The sequence below is a fragment of the Hymenobacter sp. GOD-10R genome (assembly GCF_035609205.1).
GTDB lineage: Bacteria > Bacteroidota > Bacteroidia > Cytophagales > Hymenobacteraceae > Hymenobacter.
Genome location: NZ_CP141184.1, coordinates 1,739,291 through 1,751,649, shown reverse-complemented (window position 1 = coordinate 1,751,649; position 12,359 = coordinate 1,739,291). Strand labels below are relative to the sequence as shown.

The following is a 12,359-nucleotide window of genomic DNA, read 5'->3' as shown; positions in this document are numbered from 1 at the left end:
AGCAGGCTAGGTGCTATTGCTTAGCCTGCTTAATCCAGGCAAAGAACTCCTGCGCCACCCGGTCCCAGTTGAAGTTGTCGTAGTTGATGGCGTCGTTCTTGAAGCCAAAGAAATTGTGCTCCAAACCTGGGTATGCGCGAAAGGTGATGTTGGTTTTCTGCGCCCGAATCATTTCCAAGCGGAGATAGTCATTGAAGAGCGCTGCTGCGTCGCGGGTGCCGTACCCAACAAACACCGGAATGCTCGCTTTGCGGAAATATTCTAGCGGTTGACCCGAAAACGAGTAAGTGGTTTTGTGCGAGTCGCCGGTGGAACAGTCGTTTTGGTCGGGAGTTGCTATCACGCTTGCCCAATCGCGAAACTCTGCTTCGGTAGCGTCATTGGTGGTATCTGCTGGTGTGCGTTGCTGCGCCACGATGGTCATCATGCGACCTAAGGGATTGCCACTGAGATAAATCACGTGTGCGACGGGCCCGGGCTTGGCGGCCATCCGGGCCACAACCGTACTTCCTTCCGAGTGCCCCGCAATAGTTATGCTTTTCGACTCTACCCAGCTTTGTTGCGCTAGGTATTTCAGCACGGCCGTGTTGCGCGCTACGTAATACCCTAGGTAGTTGCGCTGGCAATAAGCCGCAGGAAAAGTTTTGGTTTTTGGGTCAAGCCACATAAAACCCGGCTGTAGTTCTTGCACCGAAGCAACCAGTGGGATACCGGGCTTGCTAATGATGGCAAGGTGAAAATCGGACAGATAGGCATCTGGTTTGAAGGGGAATACGCCGTACGTTGCTTCTCCCTTGTATTTAATCAAGGGAATAGGACGAGAACCTTGTACAAAAAGGAATAGAGGCTTCTTCTTCCGCTCCTCCCCTTTCTTCGACAGCACCAGCACGTCTACCGTATCCTTCCCGTACTTGATGACGATGTGTTGATAACCAAAATCAGCGGGCGTTTTTTGCTGCGCATTCCCGCGTAGTCCTATGATAATCAGCCCCAAAAGTGCTAATAGTCTAATTGGTGTCGTCATTTTACGCCACTATAATTGATCGTTCTTATTACTGAATACACTGCTGAGCGTGCGACCTAGGTAGTTGCTCAGCGAGCCCTATGCCCCAGCGCTATTGCTATCAAACATAGCGTGAGAAGCTCGTGCGCACAATTATCACCACAATTCCCACAGTAATAATTTCAAGAAATAGTATAACGAAGTGCTTACAGTACAAGTGAAAATGTTATTTTAGCCAGCACAATCCATTTAGCTGCTCTTTTCCCCTCATGATTATTCACGGCCGCAGTTCTTCTCACTCAGCCCAGGAGTCCCCGGCGACTACTCTCTGCCATGCATGTCGCACTGGCGCTGACCAAGTGCAGGTGCTTGGGCAACGTGCGTGGGTAGACTGGTCGGCTTGGTTACCGGCGGCGCACGAAGAGACAACGTGCTTCTATTGTCGACGCACGTTGGAGCACCCTCGCCCCGTCTTGCACCTTCTAACTACCGGCCTAGCGTTCCTACAACGAGCTACGACCGCCTCCTGGCACCATGTCGGCTTGCTGTTGCTGGCACTCGTGATCCTCAATACTTTCACGGCAAGCGGCCTTGCCCACAAAGAAAGTCTAGCTTACCTCAACCGCCCCCACACCGGCGACCTGTACCACGTCCGGACGCAGGAAGGCAATTATTCACTGCTCAAGGTGGTAGCCGTAGATGGCAACAGCGTGCAGCTGCAAGCCAACACGTACCAGACCAGCAGCAGCTCCGAAATAGCCGACCTGAACAAGCCTGAAAACTACGACCGCGAATCCTTCGACCTCACCCGCTACGATTTGCAGATTATGAAGCAGAAAGAGCAAATCTTGGATGTAGAGCGGCCGGACTAACCTAGCCTATTTTTCTTTTTCCCACACCGCCAGCGCCTCTTTGTGCTCGCGGTACGCCCGCTCGATCAGGGCGGCATCAGGATCATTGCCGAGCAAAATAGTCGTGCCTTTTTCGCGGGCATAAGGATTGGTGATTTCTCCAACTTTGCGCAGCTCCCGAAAATGCGGGACCAAACCGGCCGGGTTGCCTTCCCCAATCAGCAGCAGGTGCCGGTACGGCTTCGTTGGCCGGGCCGGAAACCAGAACAAGTAGCTACCATTGAAGCTGTTGGCAATGGGTAGTACCCGGTGTCGATTGTAGTAGTTGATGGCGCTGGCCTGACCGTAATTATCACACTTGATTAGCGTGAAAGCGCGCGTAGAATCGGGCAGCGCCTGATATGCTTGGTAGGTTTTGTCGGCCAGTTCCTGCCAACCAATCATGTCAGCGTAGTCCTGCGGCAGTGGGTGAACTTTGCCGTCTTCCCAGCGCGTGAGGCCTAGGCTTTCGTACTTGGCGCTAATGACCTGCATGTAAGCCGGCGGATACAAGGTGAAGAGGAACGGCACAATAGGCAAAATCATCAGCAAGGGCACCAGCACCAACACGGGCCGGACGAAGGCGCCGTATCGGAAGCTTTGCAAAAGCCGCTCCCACCACACCGCTCCAAAGGCAAACAGCACCGGATAGTAGCCTAGGCTATAGTAGCTTTTGCCGTGCAGCACCGTCAGCAGCAGCAGCCCACCGGCGTACACCCAACCTAGGCTCCGGTACGGTCGAAAGGGCGCGTACGCAAACAAAGCCAGCAAGCCCGGCACCCATACCCACACCGCCGGGAAGCACATCACCAGCTGATCTTTCCAAAAGTCGGCCGCCGACACATTGACGAGCTGCGTGTCGTGTAGTTCGCTCATGTGGTGCAAGAACGGTATGCCATGCGCCAGCTGCCACGCCAAGCTAGGGGCGAACAGCAGCAGCGTGAGCCCAGCGGCAAACCAGAAATGCTTATTAGTTAACAGACTCCGTTGAGGCGAGAGTAGAAGCCCGGCTACTAGCGCCGCAATGAAAAAGAACGTTGTGTACTTATTGAGCAAGCTTAGGCCTAGCCCCAAACCAATGAAATACAGGTATTTTGGCCGCTCTTCCTGAATGTACGAGAGCAGCCAGTAGCAGCAGATCGTGAAGCCAAAAACCTCGAACGAATTGGGCTGAAACAGGAAATTGAGCCGCGCATACCCCGAAGCGCAGTAGCACAGGCAAGTCAGGGTCACGGCAAACCAACCACCACCTAGCTTTTGCGCCATCCGGCCCACCACATACACCGTGAGGGCACCCCACAGAAACGGCCAGAACTTTACCCAGAAATAGTCGCCGCCGAGTGCTTGGGTCACCCAGGCTTGAGCGGCAATCAGGGGCGGCACTTCCAGGTAGCCCCAGGCGAGGTGCCGGCCTTCATCGAGGTAGAGGTATTCGTCGCGTTGCAGCTCGTAGGCGCGGCTGGCCAGCACGAAGCCGGAGATGAATTTGAGAACGGCAAATAGCAGCGGTAGAACTCGTTTCATAGGGATTGAAAGTAAGCAAATGCTCGTGCGTTTGCTTATTCAATGCCAGTTTCTTCCCTGCTAGCTAGCTGAATACGAAGCCTATTAGCTCCTGAAATATGCTTACTAATCGACACCTAGGTTTCGAACTGGCAACCGGAACTCTGGTTAGACCTCGGGCAGCCGAATCTTTTCCAGGTACGCTGTCAGCCCGGTCGAATGCTGGAAGAGGTGAATGAACAGGATACGCTCCTCATCGTAGAGACGCCACTCCTCGGCGTAGAAGTCGCCGAGCGCATACAGGCGCAGGCGGCAGCTGTCTTCAGCACGCTCAGCCAGAAAGTGGCCGTGCTGATGCAGGAGCTTGGCCTGTTGGCCCATGGGCAGCTGTTTGAAATCGACGAGATTCATAGACGCATCGAAAACCGAAAGGTACGACTGTTCGGTTCCGTAATTATACCCCTAGGGTGCGTGATGCAGTGGTTTCCGCTACTTTCGCTAGCATGAAAACAATGCGCTTTCCGCACCCGCTTGTGCTACTCGTTGGGTTTATCGTGCTAGCTATGCTGCTGAGCTACGTGCTACCCGCCGGGCAGTTTGTCCGCCACACCGACCCTGCTACCCAGCGCGAAGTGGTGGCCCCGGGGTCTTATCACCACGTACCGGCCACACCCGTGAGCTTGCTCGGCGCGTTGGTAGCCGTTCCGCAGGGCATGGCCGGTGCGGCCGACGTTATCTTCTTCGTTTTTCTAACCGGTGGCGCCTTCACCGTCGTGGATCAAACCGGTGCTCTGCGCCGCGGCGTCGATTGGCTTGTGGCGCGTTTTCGGGGCCGCGAGGCATTAGTTATTCCGCTCATTTCCCTGCTATTTGCCACCATGGGTGCCCTAGAGAATATGCAGGAAGAAATCATTCCGCTGGTACCCATCTTGCTGGTACTCATGCGGCGGCTTGGTTATCCGACCCTCACGGCGGCGGCCGTGAGCCTAGGTTCTGCGGCCGTGGGCGCCGCATTCAGCCCCATCAACCCGTTCCAAGTGGGCATCGCGCAGAAGCTAGCCCAACTGCCGCTGCTATCGGGTGGCGGCTTCCGGCTGGTGGTGCTGGCGTTGGCTTTACTCCTCTGGATTGGGGGAACCATGCGCTACGCCAAACGCTACCAAGTAGCGCCTGTTTTTGAGGAACTTCCCAACGATTCGCCAGCCAGCGTCGGGCGGCACGGCTTGATCCTGCTGTTGCTGCTGGCTACGTTTGGCGGGTTCACCTACGGTATCTTGAAGCTCGAATGGGGCTTCGAGCAAATGGGCGCGCTCTTCTTCGTGCTGGGCGTAGCAGCCGGTCTGTTAGGAGGGCTAGGGCTGAATGGCACGGCCGAGGCCTTCATTGCCGGCTTCCGCGACCTAGCTTTTTCCGCCCTACTAATTGGCTTTGCCCGCGCTATTTTTATCGTGCTGGAGCAGGGCCATATCGTCGATACCATTGTCAATGGGCTCTCCGCGCCGCTGGCCCAACTTCCGGTGGCGCTGTCGGCGCTCGGCATGATCGGGTTGCACACGGCGGTGCACTTGCCCGTGCCGAGTGTGAGCGGGCAGGCAGTGCTCACCATGCCCATCCTCACGCCCCTCTCCGACCTCATTGGCTTACCGCGCCAGGTAACGGTGCTTGCGTACCAATACGGGGCAGGCTTGTGTGAGCTCATCACGCCCACTAACGGCGCGCTCATGGCCATCGTGGCAGCGTGCGGCGTACGTTTCGATGCCTGGTGGAAATTTGTGCTCCCGCTCTACCTAGGTCTGCTCGGGCTTGGCGCGGCGGCCGTGGTGGTAGGCATTGCGCTTATGAAGTAACTGAGTGGCTTCGCACTGAGTGGCTGAGTGATTGTTCTCGTACCTTGCCCGGCTACACGTCACTCAGTCACTCAGTCACTCAGTCACTCAGTCACTCAGTCACTCAGTCACTCAGTCACTCAGTCACTCACGCGAAGCGTAGGTCTTCCGCTTCAAAAATGCGCTTTAGTTTGCGCTTCTTTTCCACGAGCTGGAACCTAGCTCGGTCGGCGCCTTCATCCCAGAACACATCGGAAATCAAGCCGTGGTGCGCGGGGCGTCCAGATTCAGGGTTGCTTTCCTCCACCGAGTCGCCAAAGCTGAAAGGTGGCTTCTGGTGTAGTTCAGTAAAGAGCTCGGGGCTGACTTTGAACTGCTGCTCGTCGTAGCGGAGCAGAATCCATTCGTCGGTTTCATCAATTTTTTCGAAGACTTTACCCAGCGGCTCTAGCCACTCAAAGGAGCGCCGATTGGCGGGGTGGATATAACGCAAGCCGTATTCGGGCGTCCAAGGGTAAAGGCCGTAGCGAACAGGTTTCGGTCGGGGCATGTAAGCAGAATAGAAAATGAAAGCGCAAAAAAGTTGTGCAAAAAGCAGGCACTATTACCTAGATGATGCCTTTCTATTAGCAACAACAAATTTCAACTATTTATTCCCCAGACCAGCGCTAATAGCCCTTTTTTGAACGTTACCGTTCTGGTCTAACGCACTAAGTAAGCTCGACTTATATAAATATTTTTTCATCTCTCCCCGTAACTCTGCCGGGGTAGAGTGCCGTTCAAAGCCCTGATACTACCACGATCAGGCTTAAAAGGGTTGCGATGAAAAAGGAAGAAATTCACTTCGGAGACTGGAAGCGAATTTTGCTGGGCAATGTGCCGGGTGAGTTTATGCTCGAAGTGTTTCTGCGTACGATTGTCGTTTACTTGATTTTGCTAGTCGTGATTCGGTTGCTGGGCAAACGCATGAGCGCGCAGCTTACCATCACCGAAATGGCGGTGTTTATTACCCTAGGTGCTATCGTGTCGCTGCCCATGCAGGCTCCCGATCGAGGCATTTTGCCGGGCGTGTTGATTCTGATATGCGTGCTGCTGCTTCAACGCGGGCTGAACTACTTTGCTTTCAAAGACCGGAGAGTGGAAACCACCACGCAAGGCGACGTGTCGATGCTGGTGAAAGATGGCATTCTGCAGCTCGACGAAATGCGCAAGACGGCCATTTCGCACGCCCAGCTTTATGCTCAGATCCGGGCGAAAGAAATCTTGCAGCTAGGTGCCGTCAAGCGGATGTACGTGGAGGGAAACGGCGACTTCAGCATCTACCCGAACGCCCAACCAAAACCGGGCTTGAGCGTGTTGCCTTCCCGCGATGAGTCTATTCACCGCCAAGATGAGCACGCCGATGACTTACGCGCTTGCACCAACTGTGCTACCGTTGTGCCCCCAGATCAGGCGCGCACTGCTTGCCCCACTTGCGGGCAGCAAAATTGGACGTATGCCGTGAAGTAGCACTGCGCTACCTATCTCTACTTATTGTACTATATTAATACAGCCTTCGATGAAACCCGAAGACATTCATCCGTTCGATTTCCTGCGTATTTTTCTGGGCGAGGCCCCTTGGAGCTTTCTGTTCGAAGTAGTAATTCGCATTGTGTTCATCTTCGTGCTGCTGGTCGTGTCGATGCGACTGATGGGCAAGCGCATGGCTTCGCAGCTGAGCCGCAATGAGTTGGCCGCCATGTCGTCGTTGGCGGCGGCTATCGGTGTTCCGATGCAAGTTCCCGACCGCGGGCTACTGCCACCAATCATCATGGCCATTGTCGTGATCAGTATTCAACGCCTGTCTGCTCTGTGGAGTTTTCGGAGTGAAAAATTTGAGGAAGTCACGCAAGGTGACATTGGCATTCTGGTAGAAGATGGTTGCCTACAACTAGAGACGATGAAGGAGGTGGTATTGCCACAGGAGCGCCTGTTTGCGCAGCTACGCTCATCGGCTATCGACAACCTAGGCACCGTGAAAAGGGTGTACATGGAGGCTAACGGATCTTTCACCGTTCTTAAGCACCCCAAACCCCAACCAGGCCTGAGCATACTACCCGATTGGGACCAAGATTTTGTGCGGGAGCAACGCAAAGTGCCAGGCACCTTCGCCTGCCGAAGCTGTGGCAATCTGGCCAAGGAAAACCGGAGTGCTTGCACCCGCTGCGGCAAAACAGTGTGGACGGAAGCTGTAACTGCGGAGGAGTAACTATTCAGTGCTAAGAAGCTAGCTCCCCTGCTACCCCAACTTTATCAGCTGCGTAGGCAACGAGCCGGTCGCGGTGGGCCGAGCCCTCGTGCAGTTCGGCAAAAGAGAGGTGGTTCGTTTGCCCGTCGGAGCGGTGAATAATAACGTCGGCTTCGTTAGTTGATTCAACGCCCGCTACTTCACTCCAGCGGTAGCTGAAGGGCGCACCAAAGAGCGTGAGCCGACCACTAAAACCCTCGTTGTGCAGGTGTAGATGTCGCCGCTCCAGTATGCGCACGACACCGAAAGCCAACAGCAAGTACCATACAGCAATAACCCCGTACAACCACGGCAGTATATGAACCCGATGCTCACCGGAGGCTTCCGCTGCCGCGTGATGGCGGTGCCAGATGTGGTAGCCTTCCAGCGCCAAAATGCCCGCAGCGGCTATTTCCAACCACGCTACCTGCTCGTGATGCAAGTGCTGATGCTGCAAGTGACGCAGCTCACGCACCATTAGCACAAGGTAAGCGGCACCGATGATAAACTCAATCCACACTACCAACGACAGCGGCTCGGGGCTCGCAACAGCACCTAGCGCACTGATTAGCAAAACAGCCGCCGGCACCAGGTGCGACAACGCTTTGCCGCGGCTGCGCCGGATATGGCGCCGGTGGTACAACGTAACCGGTTTATTCTGAATAGTTAACGAAGTATCCATAGTAGGAAGCACGACATTTTTTGGCAACCAGACAAGTTCCATTGCTTCTTTCCCGCTGCGGCCTTGCTTTCTGCTGCGCTAGCGCAAGCTTGGCCAAGTACAACCTAAATAGTGCTAATTCAGTTAGAGACACAAAGCTGTTGAGTTTACAGCGCTCTTTGTTTGTTTCTACATGCCATCTGCTTCCACAACCCTAGCACCTACCTCTACTTCTTCTGCCCCTTCCAAATCCCAGCTTCAGGCTGGTATGGGCGCCATTCCTCACCAGCACGGCACCACCTTTCGGGTGTGGGCTCCTCACGCCGAAGCGGTTGCTGTTGTCGGTCCGTTCAACGACTGGAACAACAAAGCCAACCGTCTCATGCACGAAGCGGATGGCTATTGGGCCGCCGATTTCCCCAATTTGCCATCCGGTACCGAGTACAAATACTGGCTGTGCAACGATAACACCGAGCTCACGCGCAATGACCCTTATGCCCGCGAAGTGACGCACTCGGCTGGCAACTCCATCGTGCCTGATCCCAATTTTGATTGGGAGGACGACCATTTCGAAATGCCCGCCTGGAACTCACTCGTTATCTACGAGCTGCACGTGGGCACCTTCAACCGCTCCAACCCCGACGAGCCCGGCACTTTTTACGACGTAATTGAGAAACTGCCCTACTTGCAAGGGCTAGGTATTAACGCCGTTGAGATTATGCCGGCTACGGAGTTTCCTGGCAGTCTGTCGTGGGGCTACAATCCTTCGCATCCGTTTGCCCTTGAAACTGCTTACGGTGGCCCGAAGGCATTTAAGGAGCTGGTGAAGCAAGCGCACCGCCATGGCATTGCTATTATCCTCGATGTGGTGTACAACCACTTTGGCCCCGGTGACCTAGACCTCTGGCAATTTGATGGCTGGGCAGAAAACGACGGCGGCGGCATTTACTTCTACAACGACTGGCGCGCTGAAACCCCGTGGGGTCACAACCGCCCCGACTACGGCAACCCAGCCGTGCGCAACTACATCCGCGACAACGCCTTGATGTGGCTCGAAGACTACCGCGTCGACGGCCTCCGCTGCGACTCGATTTCGCACATCCGCAACGTAAACGGCAGCAACGGTCCTGTCGGCGACCTGCCCGAAGGCTGGACCTTGATGCGTTGGGTGAACGAAGAAATTCAAGCCCGGACACCTTGGAAAATCACCATTGCGGAAGACCTGCAAGGCAACGAGTACATCACGCGTCCGACCGATCAGGATGGCCAAGGTTTTGCCACCCAATGGGATGCTGCTTTCGTGAACATCATCCGCGAAGCGCTGGTTACGCCCAATGATACTGACCGCTCGATGGCGGCCGTGGCTGAGATTATCAATACGACGTACAACGGCGACGCTTTCCAGCGAGTCATCTATACAGAGTCGCACGACGAAGTAGCCAACGGTAAGTCGCGGGTGCCGGAGGAAATCATGCCTGGCGACGCGGCCAGCTGGTATCCAAAGAAGCGCGCCACCCTAGGTGCCGCCATCGTCTTCACGGCGCCTGGCATCCCGATGATCTTCCAGGGCCAGCCGACCCTAGCTGACGGCCATTTCTCCGACGACCAGCCCCTCGACTGGTCGCGCCACGAACAGATGGGCGGCCTCGTGCAGCTCTACCGCGACCTAATTCGGCTGCGTCGCAACATCGACGGGCACACCCGCGGTCTGACCGGGCAGCGCACGGAAGTATTCCACGTCAATGACGCAGACAAAATTATTGCCTTTGCCCGCTGGGCCGATGGCGACGGAGGCCCTAACGACACCACCATTGTGCTAGCCAACTTTGCCGATCAAACCCGCGAAGCCTACACGATCGGTCTGCCCGCTTCCGGCAAGTGGACCGTGCGCTTCAACAGCGACTGGCAGGGCTATGACCAAGAGTTTGGCAACTTCGAGAGCTTCGACGCCGAAGCCCAAGAAGGCGAATACGATGGCAAGCCGTGGCACGGCACGTTTGGCTTAGCGCCGTACTCCGTACTCGTTATTTCGCAGGAAGGCTAAACCCTAGCTTCTTTACGTTTAACCGGCCTTGTTGCTAGCCTTATCCGGCTGGTGGCAAGGCCGGTTTTGCGTTGCAGAAGGATGCTACGACATACTTCAGCTTACTCTCGCTAGCACTGCCGCTGCACAACCTGAACAAATAACTTTTCCGTAGGGGGTTATAGTTGTCAGCGCTTGGTTGTCAGCTCATAATAGCTTGTATCTTGCCGCAAACGGTTGCACAGGCACACGCTGAAGCTAGCTTACGTCGCAGAATTCCGTAAAACCTCTTACGTTGCCGGTCCAACGGCTTACTGACTCTCGTCTCCTACCCATACTCTCTCGTATGCAACCACCTGCCTCTACCCCCGAAATCATTGCCCCTGATGCGCTACTTGTGGAAGTGGCCTGGGAAGTCTGTAATCAGGTCGGCGGTATCTACACCGTTATCCGTTCCAAAGTGCCCGCTACTGTGCAGGCCTGGGATGAGCGCTATTGTTTGCTAGGTCCTTATTTTCCGCAGCAAGCCCAGGGTGAATTCGAGGCCTTCGACGACTACCAGCTCCAACTGCTCAATGACCCTTTCGCCGGCGCAGTGCGCCAGATGCGGCAAATGGGCTATGACATCTGCATTGGTACGTGGCTCGTGACGGGCCGGCCCCGCGTTGTGCTGATCAACCCATTCCAGGCTTATGGGCAGCTAGGCGAAATCAAGACCGAGCTTTGGCTGCGCCACGGCATCCCCACGCCCGACAACGATGACCTGCTCCACCAGGTAGAAGCCTTTGGCCACCTTGTCAAGATCTTTATGCAGGTCTTGACGAATGAGGTAGTACCGCCGCAACGGGTTATTGCCCACTTTCACGAGTGGATGACGGGCGTCGCCATCCCCGATATGCGGCGGGAGCAGGTGCAGGCGCACATCGTCTTTACTACGCACGCCACGCTGCTGGGCCGCTACCTAGCCATGAACGACCCCAACTTCTACGACCACCTCATGCAGGTCGATTGGGCGGCTCAAGCGAGACACTTCAACATCGAAACGGCTGTACGCATCGAGCGAGCGGCGGCGCACGGCTCCCACGTGTTCACCACGGTGAGCGAGCTAACGGTGCGCGAATGTATCTACTTGCTCGACCGAATTCCGGACTGCGTGCTGCCTAACGGCCTGAACATCGAGCGGTTTGTCGCTCTGCACGAGTTTCAGATTCTGCACAAGCAGTACAAGGACAAGATCCACGAGTTTGTGATGGCGCACTTCTTCCAGAGCTATTCCTTTGATCTGGACAAGACCATCTACATGTTCACCTCGGGCCGCTACGAGTACCACAACAAGGGTTTCGACCTAACGCTAGAGGCCCTAGCTCGCCTGAACTACCGTTTGCAACAGAGCGGGCTGGAAGGGCAAGTAGTGATGTTCTTTATCACCAAGCGGCCGTTCACCAGCATCAACCCGCTGGTATTGCAGAGCCGCGCTATCCTCGACGAAGTACACGAAACCTGCAACGCTATCGAGCGGCAAGTGGGCGAACGGCTGGTGTATGCCGCCGCCTCCAGCACCGACCACCGCCTGCCCGACCTCAGCAGCATGGTTGATGACTACTGGAAGCTCCGCTACCGCCGCTTGCTGCAAACCTGGAAGACCTCGCAGCTGCCTTCCGTTATCACCCACAACCTGATCGACGATCAGAAGGACGACATCCTGAACTTCCTGCGTCGCTCCAACATGATCAACCACCAGCACGACCGGGTGAAGATCGTGTATCACCCTGATTTTGTGTCGCCTACCTCACCCCTATTCGGGATGGAATACGGCCAATTCGTGCGGGGCTGCCACCTAGGTATCTTCCCTAGCTACTACGAGCCCTGGGGCTACACCCCGCTCGAGTGCGTGGCCCGCGGCGTACCGGCCATCACCTCCGACCTCTCTGGCTTTGGCGACTACGTGCTGCAACACGTAGATAACCACGACGACAAAGGCATCTTTGTGGTGGAGCGTCAGGAGAAGACCTTCGATGAAGCGGCCGAGCAGCTGACGAACATGCTCTGGGATTATGTACTGCTCAGCCGCCGCGAACGGATAGCGCAGCGCAACCGGGTGGAAAGCTCCTCGGAACTCTTCGACTGGAAGAACCTACGTCAGTACTACGACCGTGCTTACGAGCTAGCCCTGGAACGAAGCTAAAT

Annotated in this window: 11 protein-coding genes; 6 read left to right on the top strand and 5 right to left on the bottom strand. The window is 55.7% G+C overall.

Annotation, left to right across the window (positions count from 1 at the left end; all coding sequences use genetic code 11):
- Positions 1–13 precede the first annotated feature (13 nt).
- Positions 14–994 carry an alpha/beta hydrolase gene (locus tag SD425_RS07195; RefSeq protein WP_324676899.1) on the bottom strand — a complete coding sequence of 327 codons (981 nt, stop codon included), beginning with the start codon at positions 992–994 and terminating at the stop codon, positions 14–16.
- Positions 995–1,272: 278 nt separating this feature from the next.
- On the opposite strand from SD425_RS07195, the gene SD425_RS07190 reads away from it, so the two are divergent.
- Positions 1,273–1,875 carry a hypothetical protein gene (locus tag SD425_RS07190; protein WP_324676897.1) on the top strand — a complete coding sequence of 201 codons (603 nt, stop codon included), beginning with the start codon at positions 1,273–1,275 and terminating at the stop codon, positions 1,873–1,875.
- A 6-nt stretch (positions 1,876–1,881) separates the two neighbouring features.
- Here SD425_RS07190 and SD425_RS07185 read toward each other — a convergent pair whose 3' ends face one another.
- Positions 1,882–3,417, bottom strand: coding sequence for a glycosyltransferase family 39 protein (locus SD425_RS07185; protein ID WP_324676895.1), 1,536 nt, complete (start codon positions 3,415–3,417; stop codon positions 1,882–1,884).
- Between the two features lie 147 nt (positions 3,418–3,564).
- The gene (locus SD425_RS07180) at positions 3,565–3,807 is read right to left on the bottom strand and encodes a hypothetical protein (protein ID WP_324676893.1); all 243 of its coding nucleotides are present in this window, start codon (positions 3,805–3,807) and stop codon (positions 3,565–3,567) included.
- A 92-nt stretch (positions 3,808–3,899) separates the two neighbouring features.
- Here SD425_RS07180 and SD425_RS07175 point away from each other — a divergent pair, with 92 nt between their 5' ends.
- On the top strand, positions 3,900–5,243 hold the full coding sequence (locus SD425_RS07175; protein ID WP_324676891.1) for a YfcC family protein: 1,344 nt from the start codon (positions 3,900–3,902) through the stop codon (positions 5,241–5,243).
- A gap of 127 nt (positions 5,244–5,370) precedes the next feature.
- Here the strand turns inward: SD425_RS07175 and SD425_RS07170 are convergent, their stop codons facing one another.
- Positions 5,371–5,772 (bottom strand): DUF6960 family protein, encoded by a 402-nt coding sequence (locus SD425_RS07170; RefSeq protein WP_324676889.1) that lies wholly within the window; start codon positions 5,770–5,772, stop codon positions 5,371–5,373.
- Positions 5,773–6,044: 272 nt separating this feature from the next.
- Between SD425_RS07170 and SD425_RS07165 the strand changes: the two genes are divergently transcribed.
- Positions 6,045–6,731 carry a DUF421 domain-containing protein gene (locus tag SD425_RS07165; protein WP_324676887.1) on the top strand — a complete coding sequence of 229 codons (687 nt, stop codon included), beginning with the start codon at positions 6,045–6,047 and terminating at the stop codon, positions 6,729–6,731.
- Positions 6,732–6,780: 49 nt separating this feature from the next.
- Positions 6,781–7,470, top strand: a complete 690-nt coding sequence (locus SD425_RS07160; RefSeq protein ID WP_324676885.1) for a DUF421 domain-containing protein — start codon at positions 6,781–6,783, stop codon at positions 7,468–7,470.
- Between the two features lie 10 nt (positions 7,471–7,480).
- Here SD425_RS07160 and SD425_RS07155 read toward each other — a convergent pair whose 3' ends face one another.
- Positions 7,481–8,170 carry a hypothetical protein gene (locus SD425_RS07155; protein ID WP_324676883.1) on the bottom strand — a complete coding sequence of 230 codons (690 nt, stop codon included), beginning with the start codon at positions 8,168–8,170 and terminating at the stop codon, positions 7,481–7,483.
- A 172-nt stretch (positions 8,171–8,342) separates the two neighbouring features.
- On the opposite strand from SD425_RS07155, the gene SD425_RS07150 reads away from it, so the two are divergent.
- Entirely contained in the window at positions 8,343–10,193 is a 1,851-nt protein-coding gene (locus SD425_RS07150; RefSeq protein WP_324676881.1) for an alpha-amylase family glycosyl hydrolase, read from the top strand.
- A 325-nt stretch (positions 10,194–10,518) separates the two neighbouring features.
- Positions 10,519–12,357, top strand: a complete 1,839-nt coding sequence (locus SD425_RS07145; protein WP_324676879.1) for a glycosyltransferase — start codon at positions 10,519–10,521, stop codon at positions 12,355–12,357.
- Positions 12,358–12,359 lie beyond the last annotated feature (2 nt).